18 protein-coding genes are annotated in these 17,641 nt (G+C 49.3%); 6 read left to right on the plus strand and 12 right to left on the minus strand.

Translation table 11 applies throughout. The features are described 5' to 3' along the window. Window positions 1-203: transposase (locus H6F88_RS12120; protein WP_242050514.1), on the plus strand; the 203-nt coding region annotated here is incomplete at its 5' end. Here the strand turns inward: H6F88_RS12120 and H6F88_RS12125 are convergent. Then, the gene (locus H6F88_RS12125; RefSeq protein ID WP_190643006.1) at window positions 172-2,040 is read right to left on the minus strand and encodes an ABC transporter substrate-binding protein; all 1,869 of its coding nucleotides are present in this window, start codon (window positions 2,038-2,040) and stop codon (window positions 172-174) included. The two genes, H6F88_RS12120 and H6F88_RS12125, sit on opposite strands and share 32 nt — an antisense overlap. A 381-nt stretch (window positions 2,041-2,421) precedes the next feature. Between H6F88_RS12125 and H6F88_RS12130 the strand changes: the two genes are divergently transcribed. Beyond that, window positions 2,422-2,997, plus strand: a complete 576-nt coding sequence (locus H6F88_RS12130) for a hypothetical protein (protein WP_190643007.1) — start codon at window positions 2,422-2,424, stop codon at window positions 2,995-2,997. On the opposite strand, the gene H6F88_RS32905 is transcribed toward H6F88_RS12130, so the two are convergent. The 6 genes from H6F88_RS32905 to H6F88_RS12160 all read right to left on the minus strand — a co-directional run bounded on the left by H6F88_RS32905 (window position 2,940) and on the right by H6F88_RS12160 (window position 9,251). After that, window positions 2,940-3,755, minus strand: a complete 816-nt coding sequence (locus H6F88_RS32905) for an O-antigen ligase family protein (RefSeq protein ID WP_206756440.1) — start codon at window positions 3,753-3,755, stop codon at window positions 2,940-2,942. The genes H6F88_RS12130 and H6F88_RS32905 overlap by 58 nt on opposite strands. 469 nt (window positions 3,756-4,224) lie before the next feature. Further along, window positions 4,225-5,667 carry an undecaprenyl-phosphate galactose phosphotransferase WbaP gene (gene wbaP / locus H6F88_RS12140; RefSeq protein WP_190643009.1) on the minus strand — a complete coding sequence of 481 codons (1,443 nt, stop codon included), beginning with the start codon at window positions 5,665-5,667 and terminating at the stop codon, window positions 4,225-4,227. A 19-nt stretch (window positions 5,668-5,686) separates the two neighbouring features. After that, complete coding sequence (locus H6F88_RS12145; RefSeq protein WP_190643010.1) at window positions 5,687-6,814, minus strand: glycosyltransferase family 4 protein; 1,128 nt, start codon at window positions 6,812-6,814, stop codon at window positions 5,687-5,689. Then, window positions 6,811-7,092: a hypothetical protein gene (locus tag H6F88_RS12150; RefSeq protein WP_190643011.1), complete on the minus strand. Its 282-nt coding sequence runs from the start codon at window positions 7,090-7,092 to the stop codon at window positions 6,811-6,813. The genes H6F88_RS12145 and H6F88_RS12150 overlap by 4 nt, the downstream gene beginning before the upstream one ends. Before the next feature lie 341 nt (window positions 7,093-7,433). Continuing rightward, on the minus strand, window positions 7,434-8,438 hold the full coding sequence (locus H6F88_RS12155) for a sulfotransferase (RefSeq protein WP_190643012.1): 1,005 nt from the start codon (window positions 8,436-8,438) through the stop codon (window positions 7,434-7,436). A gap of 252 nt (window positions 8,439-8,690) precedes the next feature. Next, on the minus strand, window positions 8,691-9,251 hold the full coding sequence (locus tag H6F88_RS12160) for a YIP1 family protein (RefSeq protein WP_190643013.1): 561 nt from the start codon (window positions 9,249-9,251) through the stop codon (window positions 8,691-8,693). Between the two features lie 140 nt (window positions 9,252-9,391). Between H6F88_RS12160 and H6F88_RS12165 the strand changes: the two genes are divergently transcribed. Continuing rightward, window positions 9,392-10,384, plus strand: a complete 993-nt coding sequence (locus H6F88_RS12165) for a hypothetical protein (RefSeq protein WP_190643014.1) — start codon at window positions 9,392-9,394, stop codon at window positions 10,382-10,384. A 57-nt stretch (window positions 10,385-10,441) separates the two neighbouring features. Here the strand turns inward: H6F88_RS12165 and H6F88_RS12170 are convergent, their stop codons facing one another. Continuing rightward, on the minus strand, window positions 10,442-10,795 hold the full coding sequence (locus H6F88_RS12170; RefSeq protein WP_190643015.1) for a hypothetical protein: 354 nt from the start codon (window positions 10,793-10,795) through the stop codon (window positions 10,442-10,444). A 212-nt stretch (window positions 10,796-11,007) separates the two neighbouring features. Between H6F88_RS12170 and rfbB the strand changes: the two genes are divergently transcribed. Both rfbB and H6F88_RS12180 read left to right on the plus strand, forming a co-directional pair. Next, window positions 11,008-12,087 carry a dTDP-glucose 4,6-dehydratase gene (rfbB, locus tag H6F88_RS12175; protein WP_190643016.1) on the plus strand — a complete coding sequence of 360 codons (1,080 nt, stop codon included), beginning with the start codon at window positions 11,008-11,010 and terminating at the stop codon, window positions 12,085-12,087. A 131-nt stretch (window positions 12,088-12,218) separates the two neighbouring features. Then, window positions 12,219-12,422, plus strand: coding sequence for a hypothetical protein (locus tag H6F88_RS12180; RefSeq protein WP_190643164.1), 204 nt, complete (start codon window positions 12,219-12,221; stop codon window positions 12,420-12,422). Between the two features lie 63 nt (window positions 12,423-12,485). On the opposite strand, the gene H6F88_RS12185 is transcribed toward H6F88_RS12180, so the two are convergent. From H6F88_RS12185 to queF, 4 genes are all read right to left on the minus strand, one after another. After that, window positions 12,486-12,878: a hypothetical protein gene (locus H6F88_RS12185; protein ID WP_190643017.1), complete on the minus strand. Its 393-nt coding sequence runs from the start codon at window positions 12,876-12,878 to the stop codon at window positions 12,486-12,488. 145 nt (window positions 12,879-13,023) lie between these two features. Further along, a complete protein-coding gene (locus H6F88_RS12190) occupies window positions 13,024-14,820 on the minus strand; it encodes an ABC transporter substrate-binding protein (RefSeq protein WP_190643018.1) in 1,797 nt (598 codons plus the stop codon). A 205-nt stretch (window positions 14,821-15,025) separates the two neighbouring features. Further along, entirely contained in the window at window positions 15,026-15,889 is an 864-nt protein-coding gene (locus tag H6F88_RS12195; RefSeq protein ID WP_190643019.1) for a hypothetical protein, read from the minus strand. Between the two features lie 351 nt (window positions 15,890-16,240). Then, entirely contained in the window at window positions 16,241-16,699 is a 459-nt protein-coding gene (gene queF / locus H6F88_RS12200; RefSeq protein ID WP_190643020.1) for a preQ(1) synthase, read from the minus strand. A gap of 264 nt (window positions 16,700-16,963) precedes the next feature. On the opposite strand from queF, the gene H6F88_RS12205 reads away from it, so the two are divergent. Then, window positions 16,964-17,596: a cell division protein ZapB gene (locus H6F88_RS12205; RefSeq protein ID WP_190643021.1), complete on the plus strand. Its 633-nt coding sequence runs from the start codon at window positions 16,964-16,966 to the stop codon at window positions 17,594-17,596. Window positions 17,597-17,641 lie beyond the last annotated feature (45 nt).

Here is a 17,641-nt window from a genome sequence, read left to right on the forward strand (position 1 = left end):
TGAGTGATAAGCTGCTGCTGCGCCGACGAGCGGTCATTGAATCTGTAATTGACCAGCTTAAGAACATTTCTCAGATTGAGCATTCCCGCCATCGCTCCCCCGTCAACTGCCTGTTAAACTTAGTCTGTGGCTTGATCGCCTACTGCCACCAACCCAAGAAGCCCTCCCTGCTCATTGACACTGCTCTGCCTGCGTTTGCTTAAGCCGAATTGACGTTACTTTAAGCTCTTGGATATTCCACAGTCCCCAGCTCGGTAGACCTGTGTACTTTAGTCCCTGAATGCGATCGCGCACTGCCACGAGCGCAATTTCGTGTATCAGGTGAATTACGGGTAGCTGTTCTTGGACGATGCGCTGGAAGTTGCCGTAAATTTCCTGGCGCTTGGATTCGTCTAGTTCTCGTGCTCCAGCAGTAAAGAGGCGATCGATTTCCAGTTCCCAGTCGTTGGGTTGCCAACCTGTAATTTGGGGTTCACCCGGCTGTGGCCCAAGATTAAACATGTGCGATCCCCCTTTGCTCGTCCACAGGTTTGCACCGCTGTGGGGGTCAATTCCGCCTGTAAAGCCAATCATGAAACATTCCCAATCGCGGGTTGTAGTGACTCTGGTAATCAGCGTGTTGAAACTGATGGGGCGAAAATCAACCTGAATGCCGATCTGAGCCAAATCTGCACGGATTTGAGAACCGATCGCCTCTCGAATTTCGTTACCTGAATTGGTCAGAAATGAAAAGCGAACACGATTGCCGTCTGCATCAAAGAGCTGTCCCTCAGCGTTAAAGCTGAAGCCAACGGATTGAAGCAGTTGTCTGGCTTTGTCCAGGTCATAGTCGTAAACTTTCAGCCCTTGCTCTGGCGACAGGTAATAGGGACTTTGAACGGAAATAGGCGAGTCTTGCGGTTTGCTGATGCCGCGAAAGATGTTGTTGATCATGCGCGGGCGATTGATGGCGTGGGCGATCGCCTGCCGAAACTCCAGCGTGTTAAACCAGCGTGACTTAATCGGGTCAACCAAAGGCTGTCCCTGAGCATTCTTACCGCGATTCAGGTTGAAGGTGATGAACGTTGTGCCAGACCATTCGCCTCCCGTATAAACCGTGAACTTGCCTCGCTCTTCCTCACGTTTCAGCAACTCAAAATACTCAGGTCGCAGCGGTCGCACATCCCCAATCGCATCCAGATCGCCAGAGCGAAAGCTAAGCAGTTGCGTGTCGGTAGACTCCATAAACTGCCAGACAATTCGGTCGATGTAGGGCAACTGCTGCCCCGCTGCATCTTTTTCCCAGTAGTAGGGATTACGTTCAAAAGTCAGGCGTTCTCCAGGCGTGTAGCGCTCCATCTTGTAAGGGCCATTCACCACCACCTTAGTGGGGTCAGTATTAGTCGCCCAGGTTGAGGTAAACAAAGAATTGCCCTGCGAATCTAAGGTTTCGACCGATCCTTGCAGGGTGTGTTTTGGCAGAATTACAACCCCCGTTGGCGGTCCGTTCAATGCCCGCAGCAATGGTGCATACGGTTCTGGCAGCAAGAATTCAACCTGGCGATCGCTTAGCTTTTGCACCTGAGGAAATTCACCGTTTGCCCCAATTCTCAGGTCGTCTTTGTTGTCAGTTGGAATTTTCTCATTCAAGATCACATCCTGAATGGTAAACACCACATCGTCTGCCGTGAGCGGTTCACCGTCTGACCACCGCAGCCCTTCCCGCAGCGTGAATACGACCCGTCGTCCGTCTTCAGAAATTTCCCAGGACTCTGCCAGATCTGGCTTTACTTCCCCTGTTTCTCCATCTTCCGTAGTCAGCCCGCGAAAGCTAAACAGAAAAATACTGGGAAATTCCTGGTTTAGCATTGGGTTGAAGGTAGCTGGGTCTTGCAGCGAAGTCAGCACAATCTGAGAAAGGCTGCTGGCTTTAGTTTCGGCAATCAGACTGCGGCAGCCACTCAGCAGCAGAGCGATGAGCAGGACGAGGGGAAGCGATCGCCCCAGCCAATGCCGTACAGCGATCGTGAAGTGGAGAAGGAAAGAGTGGGGAAAACGCATACAACCGAGTAAATGACACTTGAAAGTAAAGCAGAGCAGTGAATTAAAGCAATTAATCAGGTTGCATTGCTTCTGCAAACCATCACATTGCTTTTGCACCTATTACACTACGTCTGTATGGCATCACACTGCTTCTGTGTAACATCGCCTTGCTTCTGTAAGTCATCACATTGCTTCTGCGAGCTTTACATTGCTTCTGTAAGTCATCACATTGCTTCTGTAGGCGATTGCATTAGGATTGCAGCGGCGATCGCCGCTTCTTTTGTTAGCTGTTCCCTGGGTATGGGCAGGTTGATGCTTTCGTTACCAAAAGTGCATCTTATGGTGTCGTCCCAGAATGTCCTGAGCTACCATCGGCATTAAGAGTACGTTGGATCGAATATGGCTGAACCTAATCTGACTCCAGAAGACGTGTCCACCGAAGAGTTAACCTTCGAGCAGGCGATCGCCCTTACTCAATCCCTTCTAACGCAAATGGAGCAGGGCAAACTGTCAGAGGCAGAAACTAGAGAGGCGATTGCCGCCCTAGTGGGCAGCATGAATGGGGCACGCGGATTCTTTGTCACCTATTTGTCAGATGAACGGGCGATCGCTGACCACCCTGCAGAAGCGGTGATGCAGGCATTGCAAACGTCGCCAGAGATCGTGGCAGACCTGCTGGTGAAAAATTTGGCAATGTCGTCCGCAATGGCGATTACTCATCGGCGTAACGGCAATGAGGAGATGGCGCAGGGGTCGGATCGGGTGCGATCGCGCACTGCTTACCTGATCGAGAAACTTCAGTTGGCGGCCATCATCGAGAAAGCGCAAAAGCTGCACGAAAGCGCCTCTACTGGGTTGGGCGAATACAAAGCCTTTTTGGATCGCTGGGGCTACGACGCTGAGCAGCGTCAGGTAATTCAGCAGAGCATGGAAGGGGCGATCGGCTTGGCGACGGATGATTCTGTCAGCGAGTAAATGCCCGCTAGAATGATCCAGTTCAGTACATTGATGCGGGCATCGTAAAACGTCACGTCAAACAGGGCAAAGGCAACGCAGCCCCAAAATGCAAATAGATAGCCGAGCATCAGGGGGCGATCGCTAGCCGCTAGTTGCTTTGTCACCAACAGGTGCACTGCCCGAAAACAAACGTAGCCAACTACAACCGTTAAACCAACCATCACCAACAATCCAGCTTCAGAAGCTAGCAATAACCAAAAGTTGTGTGGATGAAAGATTTTGTCAAAGACCGGATCAATAATGCGAGCGGGATAAAGGAATTTGTAATTTCCTAAGCCCCATCCCAACAGCGGACGTTCCCTAATCAATTCCAGCGCAATTTGCCAAACTCCGACTCTTGGATCATCCGTTAGCCCTTCCAGGGAAACAGCCCGACCGCCAATTCCCACAAGCGCAGCAGCGACCACCACTGCCAACAGGCTCAAAAGTCCGCTGATTAAAACCGTTCGATTCGCTTTGACAAAAAGGCTGAAGACTACAAGCTGAGAAATTGCAATCAGCATTCCGTTGCGTGAACCGGAACTAAAAATACCTAATAGATTCAGATAAACTGCCGCATAGACGAGCCAACCAGGTGGATAAAGCCGCTGCAATTTTCTGGAGCGATCGGCAACTCCTCTCTGTTGCACCGATTGCAGCAAAATCAATCCTAAACCCAGCCCTAAAATTAAAACTAAGTAGCTCGCTAAAGCATTGGGATGCTCAAACATAACCATCGCTCTGCCTTTATGTGGTGCAGAACGAAGCCAATCAATAAATTGCCATCGCTGAATAGAACCTGGAATATAGGGCGATTTGATCAGATATTCAACAAAAGCAACAATATTAACTGGAATAGAAGTAATTACTAAATCTATTGCAAGCTGCTCTAACTTTCCTGAACCCTTGAATAGAAAGGGAAGAAAAGCAAAAAAGACAAAAAAAGGCAAAAAGTTAGTCAGTTGTAGAAAAGCTTCCTCTCTACTAAAAGCAAATGCAGAACTTAAAATCATCAGCCCGCTAACAGCCAGCAAACTAATACAAATTGGGGATCTCAAAACGGTCTTGTAGAAATTTCTAATCAGAAAAACAAGAACGAAGAACAATCCCAAAAAACTCAGGTAACTGACATAGGGCAAACCAATAAAACTGAATCGCGCAACTTTTTGATAAAACCGAAAGGCTTGACTCTCGACCATTGACCCCTCAGTAGGCTCCTTCCCCAAATGCGACGACCCAAATTGTGCGAACTAAAATATAAACGTCTAGCCAGACCGACCAGTTTCGCACGTAATAGGCATCTAGATTGACTCGTTCTTCATAGGTGATGTTGTTGCGCCCGGAGACTTGCCAGAGTCCAGTCAGCCCAGGCGAAACCTTGGTGTAAAGAGCAAACTTGTCTCCATACCGCCAGATCTCTTCATCTACAATGGGGCGTGGCCCGACCAGACTCATTTCACCGCGCAAGATGTTCCAGAGTTGGGGCAGTTCATCCAGGCTAGTGCGCCGCAAAAAGCGACCGACTCGCGTAACCCTAGGATCATCCATCAGCTTGTGATTTTTTTCCCACGATTCTTTTAGCTCAGGATGCTGTTCTAAATGCTCTTGCAGCACTTTGTCAGCATTTTGTACCATCGAGCGAAACTTCCAGGCTTTGAAATAACGCCCTCCCTGCCCAATGCGAACCTGCCCATAGAAGATCGGTCCAGGCGAATCAAGTCGAATCAGCAGAGCAATTAGACCAATGAACGGCAAAATTAACAATCCGCCAATCAGAGTAGAAATCAGGTCCATCAAAAACTTGGCAAAGCGAGGACCAGGCAAGAGCAATTGCTGACGGACCTCTAGCCCCAATACGCCGCCCAGATCTTTGGCGGCAACCCAGAGACTAGAAAAGCCAAACAGGTCGGGAATGATCAGCAGATGGGCGAAGGTATGTCCGTAGCGTTCTAGCAGGTTCAACAGCCTGCCGCGTGGAACTCCAGGCATCGCCACGATCGCATAGGGAATTTGACGCGACTTAGCCAAAATGGGGGCTAACTCCAAGCCACCTACAACAGGCACATCGTGCAGCGATCCTTGCTTGTTAGGGTCGTCGTCCAGTACCAAAACAGGCTTTAGCCCAATTCCAGGACGACGCTTAAGCGTACGAATGACCAGATCTCCGGTTTTACCTGCCCCCAACACGAGAACAGGATAGCCCCACCATTTTTTGCCTGCAAAACAGTGGCGGACGAGAGCGCGATTTAACTGCACCAGCACCAGAGAAAGCGCCCAGGCCATTAGAAAAACGCCTCTAGAGTAAACTTCTCCTTCGCGAAACAGGAAAATAGCTGCCCCTAGTGCTAAATAGATCAGGGTAGTCGTCATGCTGGTCCAGCGCAGTTCGTCTACTGGACTGATAGCAACGCCAGGATAAAGCCCAACGGTGGCGTAAGCAAAAATAAATAAACCCAGGACGGGGTAAAGCTGAAGGTAGAGATTGGGGTGAAATCTGCCGTCAAAAAATAGCCGCAAGTAGATACTGAGCAGACCTGCAGCGCCTAGCGCCATCAGGTCTGAACTAATCATGAATAGGATGGTAGGCAACGAGCGCGTGGATATACTTAAAGCCGAAATAGTAGGCTGTAAGGTACGGTTAAGCTGCATTTCGATTTTTCTCCTCACGCTAATACTCTATGGCATCCCCCCGTCTAAATTTCGTCCATTTTTGGTCAATAAATTGAATGAGCTGTTGGCGAAAGCGTTCTGGAGAAAATCGCGCTGCATTTTGGCACAGTTCATCCGGGCTAAAGCAGTAAATTCCTGATTCAAATTTCTGAACGGCTTCAACTAAGCTGCCCACCGTCTGGTCAGGGAAAAAGATGCCAGTTTTGCCTGCAATCACGCTTTCAGTCACTCCTCCCTTGCCATAGGCAATGACGGGTGCTCCAGCGGCTTGTGCCTCGACGGGGGCGATGCCAAAGTCTTCAGCAGCGGCAAAAACAAAGGCTTTGCAGCGGGACATGTGGTCAGCGACGACAGTATCCGGCTGGTGTCCTAAAAGCTGAATGTTAGGGGTGACGAGGCGTTCAATTTTGGGGCGATCGCCCCCATCCCCAATTACTACCAGCGGCAGTCCTAATCGAGCAAACGCCTCTACAACTAGATCCACTCGTTTGTAAGGAACAAATCGGGACAAAATCAGGTAGAAATCATCGCGCTGATACTTGGGCTGAAACCGATCAACCGCAACAGGCGGATAGATCACCTCAGCCGGACGACGGTAAGTCTTCCAAACGCGACGGGCAACGTAGCGGGAGTTTGCCAGGAAATAATCAACCCGGTTAGCGGTCGCCAGATCCCATAGCCGCAGGTAGTGCAGCACCAAATGGGTAAAAAATGCACCTGCTCCGCGCTCTAGCTTGCTGCCTTTAAGGTACTGCTGCTGCAAATCCCATGCGTAGCGGATGGGGGTATGCACGTAGCTGATGTGAAGTTGGTCGGCGCGGGTCATCACGCCTTTAGCGACAGCATGACTGCTTGACAGCACTAAATCATAGTCTGACAGATCAAACTGTTCGATCGCCAGCGGCATGAACGGTAAATAACGGCGAAATTTCGTCTTGGCAAAAGGCAAACGTTGCAGGAAAGACGTTTGCACAGGTTTGTGGTGAATGAACGATCGCAACTCAGGCGGCAAAAACTCAACCAGGCTAAATAGATCTGCTTCCGGGTAGAGAGCCAGCATTTGTTCGACGACTCGCTCTGACCCAGCGTAAGTGACTAGCCACTCGTGAACGATCGCCGTTTTCATGGTTTATCGGATTTAATCTGAAGTCTTAGACTGCGTTCAGTTAGATTGAGTTGCAGTATATCGTGCGATCGCCCCTCCCCATTCCCGAACCCAAATCCAAAATCCAAAGTCCAAAATGGCATACCGCTTAAGTGCAGGATTTGGAGGATTTGAACGGAACATGGAATCGAAGCGATCGCTACCTGTTGTGGTCTACACTGCCGAGAGTAGCCTCGGACACCCCAAGCAGCTTCTCCACCTTTAGCGACGGCGATCGCCCGTCCCCTTTCCCATTCCACGACCCACCATGTTCGGCGCGACCACCCATTGCTGGTTCATCTACATTGAGAAGCCAGATTAAAAGGAATTAGTGTACGTGAACTGCTGCAAAAGTGCACCCAAAAGCGCATCGATCAATTACTGAAGCGTTAGAGCAGTCTCGTTCACTCTCGTTACTAGGCGCTGCCTGGTAATGCACATGAGGAAGCTCTGCCTCTCGCACTTCTCACGAATTTGATTTGCAGATGTTGCAGATATGGGTAAGGGCGCACCGCAATAGGGGCACACTGCAGTGTGCCCCTACAGAAATTGGTAGGTCGCGAAACCTGTCTAGATCAGTGTTAGAAATCCTACTTCTGTTCTAACTTAAGGGACTAGCACTATATAACTTCTGTCTTTTTGAGCGCAATTTTGCAATTTGAGCGAGCCGCCAAAAGGCATGGTCTACATAATCTGGCAGAACTTTCAACAGGCTGCGATAGCGAAAAGGTTGCGTCACACATTGATATCCCAACCGTTGCAGATTGCCCTGATTCAAGCTTTCTAGAGCTTCCAATTCCGTTAGGCTTAGCTCATTTTGCCAGCTATTCAAGCGCCCTTTACTGATGGGTTGAAATGTTTTGGCATTCCAACCGTTTTCACCCGTTGGCACCAACTTTTCCTTCGCGTTTTTCTCGTAATATCGCATCATAGATTCGTCAAAATCTACTCCAAGCCACGAACAAACTGCCCTAAGTTCCTGCTCTGGGTTCTCAATTAACCGCTCATATAGCACGGTGTGAAAACTTGGGTCATTCTTATGCTTCTCAGATAGATCAACCACTTTACGCCACTGCTTTGTGACTGAGAGAACGTTTGCTTGACAAGACCCTTGCCAGTTGTCGAAAGATTTTTCAGTTCGTTTGAGTGAACCATAAGTTCCTCGAACATCTCTAATGATCAGAAGCAGTTTTGCGTTTGGAAAGTATTTTTGAATTTGCTCGGTGTAATAGACGTGAACTGGGTTTTTGTCTCCCCAAAAGCGAGCATCAGAACCGATTTGCTCAAGATAAGTGCGATAAACGGTGGCAATAGCAGTTGCGTAATTTAATGCAGGAAACTGGCTTAAGTTTTGGCGCAGCAACTCTGGATCTAGCTTCCAATCAGCGAAGGATTCAACCTTATAAAGGTCAGCGAGAAACGAGTCGAGGCGATCGCTAATATCCTCTAAATGACCGTATTTCGGCTCTAATCTAACAAAAAACAGACATTCAGATGGAACACAGAATTGAGGATGAGCAGTCAACATCAGACGCAAAAGCGTCGTTCCAGAGCGTCCCATCCCAAAGATGAAAACAGGGCGTTCTTTCAAGAGTCCTATCTGCATGTGCTATTTCTCATGAAAATGAACAGCTTCGTCCAGAATGAGATAGCCCTTTGCTTAAAGCCCCTTTCTTTAGATAGAGACTCTTATTTAGATAGAGATTTCTCATGCTCTCTTTATCTCCCTCTATCTCTTGTTATCTTCCTCAATCTTGATAGAGATAATGGGAATTAGGCTATCCCTTGTTATCCCCCTCAATCTTGATAGAGATAGTAGGAATTAAGCCAATTGGATTTTCAAACATCCTCAAGCTTTTTAATTTCCACCATTTAACCTAAATACCTGAATAAATCCGATCGCCAATTGAATTAATGGCCAACCGACCAGACAAATCAGCGTTGCGCTACGAGTCTTAAGGTTCAATCCTTCGCGCACAGCAACAATCACAGCTAACAGACTCCAAACTGATAAAACCAATTCAATGGGTCGCCCTAACAGGGGAATCAGCGTCAAAAAGTTCAAGACTTGAGGTGCGTAAGCAAAGCCAATCGGGCTTAGCAATTCTCTATAGCCCGGTGTGTTGCGGTAAAACCAACGCCCTAATTTCCAGATTGTGAATGTCCAGAAATAGTAGCCCACCAAAATTGCAGCACCCTGAAGCAGCAAAATCAGTGCCATCAGCGGTAGCGTCGTGCGGCTAATTAGCAAAATGACCAAACTGCCTAGCAGTTGAGACAGCACAGCAAGCAGCACAACGGTGAGGGCTAGCCGATGGGCATGAGGAATGTGGTGAGCGTTGTCGTAGAACCCAGCCCTTAACGTCAAAGCTCTCCAAAGCGTTCTGCCTAACCCTGTTTTGGTGGTTTGGATACTCACAATCTGTTCTTATGGCAAGAGATAGATGTTATTGATGCAGTGCTGTAATTAAATAGCTACTGCTATGGCTGACCGAATTTCGGTGTGGTGGGCGATCGCCCTAATTTCCTGTATTTCATTAAAGGCTGAAAAGACTGAACATGCTTAAGCTGGTTGGGCAAATTTTGCTCTGGTTGCGAGGCGGAAGTCTAAAACTGTTGGTCATTGCTGGAATAATTCTGCTGGTGTGGGGAGTGTTTGCCCCAGTTGGCACATTGATTTGGTGGGTGCAGCAGGGAGCCAAGTTTGCAGGGCTTGGGAAAGATGTCCCTGCTTTGCCAGAAGGCGATCGCCCAACCCCTGAACCGTCTGCCGCTTCAACCAACTGCTACATCGTCTTTCTCACTGGGGTAGGAGACTTTTCAGCAAACCAGCTTACTCCTGGTGAAGAGCTATTTCTCGATCAGCTAGTTCAAGCGCACCCCAATTGCGTCGCCGTGCGAGATGTTTTTCCCTACTCAGCAGCTAACGAAAGCTTGGGTGGCAACCGATTGCTTGCACCCCTCTGGAGGTTTGCCCAGGAAGCAGACGGCTGGTTGGAAAACCTGAACATTCTGATCAAAATTCGCAACCTCTGGCGGTTTGCCATTTCTGTAGATGATCGCTACGGGATTGCCTACAACCAGGGAATCGCGTCGGCGATCGTAGAGCGAATGTCAGCCGAAAGCCCGATCTCTGCGTCATCAGAGCCAATCACCGTTATCCTAATCGGCACAAGTGGAGGCGCGCAGGTCGCGCTGGGAGCATCACAGTATTTAGACCAATGGTTAAACGCGGAAATTTCAATGGTTTCAATCGGAGGCGTTTTTTCTGGGACAGATGGCTTCAAATCCGTCGATCAAATGTATCACTTGTACGGTCAGCGCGACTGGATTGAAGATTTGGGCGCAATTCTCTTTGCCTCTCGCTGGCCCTCAACAGTCGGTTCTCCTTTTAATCAAGCCAAACGAGAAGGTGATTATGCTGCTCAAGTCATTGGCTCTCAAGCTCATGACGGCAACGAGGGCTATTTTGGCTTAGCGCCTCAGCCTGACGGCACGACTCCCCTTGATGCAACGATAGAAGCGGTGAACCAACTACCAATTTGGCCCTAGCCTTTGCTCTCAGGTTGTTTCTATACGTCCCGCAAAAAGACAACCCTTGAAACACTCTTAGCGTCGAGTCCGAGGGGAACGGCGTTTGCGCCCAAATAAACGGGGTCTAAAGCCATTTTGACGCTGATCCTGATTTTGTTGGTTGCCAACACCCAGACGGAACTGACTAAACCGCTCTCTAATCAATCGAGCAGACACGCTTTCCGAACCTTTGGGTTGTTCACCCGGTTTCCTTTCAGCTATTTCCTTGGATTGCAAACCCCAGGCAATAATGCCTGCGGCTAACCCTGCCAGCGCACCTAAAAAAATGCTGAGTATGACTGAATAGCCCAACAGAGCAAAGGTCAGCAAAAACAGCATCCAGACTTTTAGCCCAGTAGAAAATCCATCATTGGTGGTCGTTTTTGACATTGCCCCTCCTCTTATCGCCCTTGTCAACAGTATGACGGATGGGAATTGTGATGAGGCAGTTCTTTATCGAGTGCAACATATGGCGCAGGTTCCTCAAGTTGGGAGAAGAAAAGGGGTAGGGCTCAGCCTTACCCCTTTTCTTCTCCTAACCTATATGGCTACAGATATATATTGGTCATGGGATACAGGTCATTCGTCACTAGTTACTAGTCATGCGGCAACCTCGGCGAATTTTGGTTACTGGAGGGGCTGGGTTTATTGGGTCTAATTTTGTGCATTATTGGTGCAAAAAGTATCCAGGCGATCGCCTCCTCGTCCTTGATGCGCTCACCTATGCAGGTAATCGCCAAAACCTGGCTGATTTGGAAGGGGTGGCAAACCTGCGATTTGTCCAGGGTAATATTTGCGATCGCGCCCTGGTCGATCGATTGCTTCAGGAAGAGGCGATCGATACCATTACTCACTTTGCTGCTGAATCTCATGTCGATCGCTCCATTCTCGCACCCGCAAACTTCATTCAAACTAACCTGGTAGGCACATTCACCTTACTCGAAGCCTTTCGACAGCATTGGGAAACGAGGGGGAAACGGGAGGGCGATTACCCCGAGGGGGTAACTGCTTCGCATCGCTTCCTCCAAGTTTCAACCGACGAAGTGTATGGCAGTCTTGGTGCCAATGATCCGTCCTTTACTGAAACTACTGCCTACGCTCCTAATAGCCCCTACTCCGCTTCTAAAGCAGGCAGCGATCATCTGGTCAGAGCCTACTATCGCACCTATGGCTTACCTACCCTGACCACTCACTGTTCAAACAACTACGGCCCTTATCACTTTCCCGAAAAGTTAATCCCGTTGATGTGTATCCACATCCTGCTGGGTAAACCTCTCCCCGTCTATGGTGATGGCAGCAACATTCGAGACTGGCTGCATGTAGAGGATCACTGTCAGGCATTAGATCTCGTCCTTCATCAAGGACGTGTTGGCGAAACCTACAACATCGGAGGGGATAATCAAGTGAGCAACATTGACTTGGTGCAAACCCTTTGTGATGTGATGGATGAATTGGCTCCTGAACTGCCCGTTCGTCCGGCTCGCCGACTCATCACCTTTGTGAAAGATCGACCCGGACACGATCAGCGCTATGCCCTTGATATCCACAAAATCAAAAGTGAGTTGGGCTGGATACCCACCATAACTTTTACAGCAGGGCTGCGACAAACGGCCCAATGGTACTTAGACCATCCAGATTGGTGGCAACCTTTACTGTCAGCTAGAAAAACAGTAATTCAATAGTATTTCCCTACAAAGGGAGACAGTCCAAAAAATCAAGCCAAAACCCTGTAAATATAGATTTTGTGTACTCAAGCCAACCTGTCTGGTGACTACAAGCATTTAGAGCTAACTTTACCTATCAACCGCCGCAGATGACCTTTGAATTTCAACAAATAACTCCTCAATGGTCGGCGTGCATGGGCGTTGTTAGACTGCGATCGCTTACTTCAAGCATGAGCATGGTGCGTTTCCAGAAATCTATCGGTGGAGTAGCAGGAGTTGTATTAAGGAACGCACCCTACAAGATCGGCGATCGCACTAACGGCGACATTCACTGGCTGCCAAGATTCTCTTAATCCTATCCGACCGATCTCAACGGTCCGGTGCAATGAAGGGTTAGGGTGCGACAATTCACCAAGCTACATTTGGTCATACCCTGAGATGCCCCTTTTCTTACGAAACTGTACTGGATGCAGTAAGTATTCATATAACTCCGGATCTTCGTTAATGTCTGTAAAACCCTTAATAATTTTGATGTTTGGAAGTGCAGCAACAACAGCTTCGAGGACAGCGTTAGCCTCACGGTTGAAAGCATTGCATACCTGTTGCTGCCAAAGAGAAGGGAGCATCTGATACACAGGATTAAGGTATGAAGAGTACCAAATACCAAGGTTTGCAACTTTCTGTATAAGCTCCTCAGATAAACCGAGATTTTTCATGTCTTCAAGATTTAAATAATAATTCTGTTCTTTATCAATCAACTCACAAGAATAGTCATAGAGAGAAAACGTCAAGGTTTTGTGTTCTTTCATGCAGCTTCTGGTTCTAAATAGAGGTATCAAAGTTTTAATCCTCTAGACTATTCTTCTGATCAAGACACAGCAGCCTAACAGTGCGCTTGAGCGGCTGCAAACTGATTCTATAGAGCTAGTCCTAGAAGATTGGCTGCCGGACTAATCAATTCTCGGCAATCTCCAGCTCGTGAATGTTCCATAATGCGCCACCGAGAGCAGAGAATTTAACGTTTTGGATGCGATCGCGCACTGCTGTCAGCGTTAAAGGATTCACCAAATAGATAAACGGCAGATATTGCTGAGTGATAATCTGGCTCTCTGCATAAATGGCTCGACGCTCTGCTTCATCAACGGTTTGCGCTCCGCGAATATAAAGCTGCTCGATTTGCTTCTCCCAATCGGCTACGACTCGCCCTTCAATCGGGAGTTGTCCGGATTGGGCAGCCTGATTAAAACGGTGCGATCGCCCTTCTGTTAACCAAACATTTGCACCGCCGTTTGGCTCTACGCCACCTGTCAAACCTAGCAAGTAACATTCCCAGTTGAGGTCGCTGTTGAGTTTATTTAGCAGAGTGTTAAAGGCAAGCGGAGCAAAGTCTACCTGAATTCCAATGCGGCTGAGGTCTTGCTTAATCTGTGCTCCCATTGCTTCCCGCACTTTATTGCCAGAATTAGTAATCATCGTGAAGCGAACGCGATTTCCCTCAGCATCGAGTAACTGTCCCTCAGCGTTGTATTGAAATCCAGCGTTGAGCAACAGTTCTCTAGATTTGTCCAGGTTGTAATCGTAGACGGGTAGCCCTTCCTCAGATGAGATGAAGTAGGGACTTTGAACCGAGATCGGTGAGTCTTGAAGCTGCCCCAAGCCTTGAAAGGTGTTGTTGATCATCTTTTGGCGATCGATCGCATAGGCAATCGCCTGCCGAAACTCAACGGTGTTAAACCAGCGAGATTTGATTGGGTCAACCAGCGGAACTCCATTGCGTTTTCCCTGGTTGAGGTTAAAGGCAAAGAAGCTCGTTCCAGGAGCAGGGCCACCTTCATAAATCGTGAAGTCGCCTCGTCGTTCTTCTCGCTTGAGCAAAGAAAAGTAGTCGGGTTGAAGACCCAGCAGATCCAGCCCACCAGAACGAAACTGGACAAGCGAATTGTCGGTTGATTCAACAATCTGCCAGACGATACGCTCGATGTAAGGTTGCGGATTGCTCTGGCTGTCTCGTCGCCAATAGTTTGGGTTGCGTCGAAAGATGATGCGCTGGCTGGTGATGTAGCTGGCAATTTGATAAGGACCACTGCCCACAAGCTCAGCCAGCTCGGTATCCGTGCCCAAAGCAGAGATAAACAGCGGCTCCCCTTCAGAGTTTTTAGTGGTCACCAGTTCCCGTAGCGAGTGGGCAGGCAAGATATACAAACTCATACTGCGTAGCAGCGGCGCAAAAGGTTCGGGGGATGTGACTTCAACGCGCCGCTGGTCAAGCTTCTGTACAGTTGGCAAGACTCCTGCTTGTCCAATTCTCAACACATCTCGAATCGAGGTAGGAATGTCTTCGTTGAAGTAAAGTTCGTTGTAGGTGAATACTACGTCGTCAGCGGTGAGCGGTGCTCCATCTGACCATTGCAGCCCTTCGCGTAAGGTGAAGACAATGCGCTGAGCGTCTTCAGACACTTCCCAGCTTTCTGCCAATGCAGGCTCAATTTCACCCGTTAAACCGTTTTCGGTGATTAGTCCTTCGTAAATAAAGCCAAAAACGCTGGGAGATTCAGTGCTGATCAGGTAATTGAAGGTTTTAGGTTCGCTCAGCAGGCTAATCAGGAGTTGGGGAACCTGGGCTGCTTCGGTTCTAAAATGCGCTAGATCACAAGCGGTCAGGGCGATCGCCATTACCCCAACTAGCATTACTGTTAAAAACCTGTGGAACCAGGAACCTGTAAACTGCTTGAGGTTACTGATTCTGGTCATATTAACAACTCGCTCTTACTGCTACTTCATCTGTTATTCCAATACAGTAACAGGTGTACCAACACCGACCTGGTGAAATAGCTCCTTAAATATCTCAAAAATAAATTGGGGTGGTGGGAGCAACGTCCACACCACCCCAATTCATTACTTAAATCCCATCAGCAGAATGAGCCAAGCTCATCTGCTTAGATAGGGACTCAAACGTTTACCAAAGCGCCCTAATTCCACCATCGGTACCAGCACCACCACCCGAGCTAGTTCCATTGGTGTTGAAGTTTTGCTGAGTTGTGCCACCTGTCCCGCCAGTGCTATTGCCTGGAGTTGCACCACCCGCACCACCAGTTCCAGCGCCTGGAACTGTGCCACGACCAGTGCCACCAGTTCCAGTACCGCCCGTACCGCCCGTACCACCTGTGCCTGGAACAGTTGTGCCGCTACCCGCACCGCCACCAGTACCACCCGTGCCGCTGCCACCCGTGCCACCAGTACCACCGCCTGTGCCACCTGTGCCGCTACCTGAACCTGTGCCGCCCGTGCCGCCACCCGTGCCACCGCCTGGAGCAACCGTGCCAGTACCACCAGTACCCGTACCACCCGTGCCTGTGCCACCGCCCGTGCCCGTGCCACCACCAGTACCACCAGTACCACCCGTGCCGCCACCAGTACCACCCGTGCCACTGCCACCTGTGCCGCCACCAGTACCACCAGCACCGCCAGTACCACTACCTGGAACACTGGTGCCGCCACTATCAGTACCGCTGCCGCTGCCGCCGCTGCTACTACCACCGTCACTACCGCCGCTGCCACCTGTGCTGCCGCCGCTACCGCCGCCGCTGCTGCCGCCGCTACCGCCGCCGCTGCCACCACTGCTACCACCGCTGCCACCGCCGCTGCTACCACCACCGCTTTGGGATACTAGCTGCCCAGATGTCGAAGTAGGCTGGTTGGAGTCCATGGAGCTAGCTTGGATGAAAGCCAGAGCCGGAAGGCTAAACAAAGCGCTGGCAGTCACAATACCAGCGAAGCTAGCAAGCTTCACACCTAAATTTTTGTCGTTTCTAAAATTCATTGCTATTCCTTTATGGCAAATTGAAACAAAGACATCCATCCAATCCACGATTCGTTGGGTAGAAAGGCGAAGAAGAGAACACTGGTTAAATGAGAAGCCAGCTTGGGCTGGGCTGCACCAGCCTCAAATTTCAAACCGTATTTTCTCAATCTGTCTAATTAACGAATTTAACTTGACAAAGGAATTAGTTTCCCTATCCGAGGGGGAGGATTCATCTTCACGTAATTTTGTAAACCTGCATACAAAAAATGTAATAACAGCTCTTCACAGCAAAGCGTGAAGGATGGGGAGGATGCCCTTTCCTCCATCCCTCACGCTTTGCTGTGATTGAGAATTACTGTGTGACCTGATTCACGGCATGGCTGGCTTCTGATGATGAACTTCAATCACCGTATGGACGTTACCCCGTGGGGCAAAGTCGCCTTTGATCGTGGACTCCAGCGGATCGCAGGCAGCAACAAAGTCATCCAGGATTTGGTTAACTGATTCTTCGTGTGAAATGTAGCGATCGCGATAGCTATTGATATAAAGTTTGATTGCTTTTAGCTCCACAACCCGCTCATTCGGGACATAGTTGATGGCGATCGTGGCGAAGTCAGGATAACCAGAAAACGGACACTTGCAGGTAAATTCTGGCAGCGTAATTTGAATGGTGTATCGCCGTCCCAGACGCGGATTGGGAAATGTGATTAACTGACCTTCGGCAATGTGGCGTTCGCCATACTTCGTCTCTGCCGAAGCTTCAGTTAGTGACTCAGCAAAATTTTCAGACCCGCTAAGTGGGCTGGATTGGACGGATGGGTGATTCATGATCAATCAATTTATGGCAAATTTGTTGACGATTAGCGGTCAGATTGCTCAAAATTCCACTATTCTGGGGCATATATTCGGAGCAACTGTTCTATGGACACTAAGTTTGGCTCTCAAGAGCCAATCAGGAGTATTTCATAGAAGTCTAATAAAATAAATGCCTAAAAACCTGCCGTCGTTTCCACACAGTTTTCTCAATTCTTGCTCTGAATCTCTTGCTCTCAATTCGCCAAGTCGATGAACAACCTCAACCTTGAGCCTTCCATGAGAACTTCACCTGTTCCCGGACAAACCCCATCAGGAAATGCCTACGCCCCTTCGGTGCCCATTTCGGTTTATCGGCAACTGGCAGCCGAACTGCAATCGGCAAAAGCGACGGCAGAGTTGTTAAGCAACCAAAATCAGCAGTTGACTCGCCAAAACCAGCAGCTTCGGGAAGAAATTGACCGCGTTGTGCAAGTGGCTTCTCAGCTTCAGCAGATGGCAAACTCGTTCCCCGATTTGCCTCAACCTCCCCCAATTGAGCCATTTGAGATTCCACTGGAAATGGTTACGCCCATTCGTCAGGTAGCACCCCAACCCGTTGCAGCACCGCGCCCGGTTCGTACCAAACCAGCGCCAACTCCAGTGCAGATGATCGAAATGGGAGCGATCGCCCCCAAGGGGGACCTGCTTCGCACCGCCAAGCCTATGAATAGGCCGCAGTCGCCTGAGCCAATGGTTTTGTCAAATGAACTGTTTACGGAGCAGGAAGAACCGCGATCGCGCCGTCCTGCTCCACCGGAAGCTGCAAAAGACCTGAACGGAATCTGGCTCACGGTAATCATTGGCTTTATTGTAATCACCGCTTTTGGCGCAGGCTTTATGGTCGTGCGCCCACTGTTGCCAAACCGCTAAGTTGCCAACCTAATCCTGCTTCTGAAAAGGAGCACTATTGGGTGC

The organism is Oculatella sp. FACHB-28, assembly GCF_014696015.1.
Lineage (GTDB): Bacteria > Cyanobacteriota > Cyanobacteriia > Elainellales > Elainellaceae > JAAUTN01.

What these genes read in the sequence shown, in the direction of transcription:
- queF (WP_190643020.1), bottom strand. Translation starts at nt 16,699, where the DNA reads ATGAATCACCCATCCGTCCAATCCAGCCCACTTAGCGGGTCTGAAAAT.
- H6F88_RS12205 (WP_190643021.1), top strand. Translation starts at nt 16,964, where the DNA reads ATGAGAACTTCACCTGTTCCCGGACAAACCCCATCAGGAAATGCCTAC.
- rfbB (WP_190643016.1), top strand. Translation starts at nt 11,008, where the DNA reads ATGCGGCAACCTCGGCGAATTTTGGTTACTGGAGGGGCTGGGTTTATT.
- H6F88_RS12155 (WP_190643012.1), bottom strand. Translation starts at nt 8,438, where the DNA reads ATGCAGATAGGACTCTTGAAAGAACGCCCTGTTTTCATCTTTGGGATG.
- H6F88_RS12170 (WP_190643015.1), bottom strand. Translation starts at nt 10,795, where the DNA reads ATGTCAAAAACGACCACCAATGATGGATTTTCTACTGGGCTAAAAGTC.
- H6F88_RS12125 (WP_190643006.1), bottom strand. Translation starts at nt 2,040, where the DNA reads ATGCGTTTTCCCCACTCTTTCCTTCTCCACTTCACGATCGCTGTACGG.
- H6F88_RS32905 (WP_206756440.1), bottom strand. Translation starts at nt 3,755, where the DNA reads ATGGTTATGTTTGAGCATCCCAATGCTTTAGCGAGCTACTTAGTTTTA.
- H6F88_RS12180 (WP_190643164.1), top strand. Translation starts at nt 12,219, where the DNA reads ATGACCTTTGAATTTCAACAAATAACTCCTCAATGGTCGGCGTGCATG.
- H6F88_RS12185 (WP_190643017.1), bottom strand. Translation starts at nt 12,878, where the DNA reads ATGAAAGAACACAAAACCTTGACGTTTTCTCTCTATGACTATTCTTGT.
- H6F88_RS12130 (WP_190643007.1), top strand. Translation starts at nt 2,422, where the DNA reads ATGGCTGAACCTAATCTGACTCCAGAAGACGTGTCCACCGAAGAGTTA.
- H6F88_RS12165 (WP_190643014.1), top strand. Translation starts at nt 9,392, where the DNA reads ATGCTTAAGCTGGTTGGGCAAATTTTGCTCTGGTTGCGAGGCGGAAGT.
- wbaP (WP_190643009.1), bottom strand. Translation starts at nt 5,667, where the DNA reads ATGCAGCTTAACCGTACCTTACAGCCTACTATTTCGGCTTTAAGTATA.
- H6F88_RS12190 (WP_190643018.1), bottom strand. Translation starts at nt 14,820, where the DNA reads ATGACCAGAATCAGTAACCTCAAGCAGTTTACAGGTTCCTGGTTCCAC.
- H6F88_RS12195 (WP_190643019.1), bottom strand. Translation starts at nt 15,889, where the DNA reads ATGAATTTTAGAAACGACAAAAATTTAGGTGTGAAGCTTGCTAGCTTC.
- H6F88_RS12145 (WP_190643010.1), bottom strand. Translation starts at nt 6,814, where the DNA reads ATGAAAACGGCGATCGTTCACGAGTGGCTAGTCACTTACGCTGGGTCA.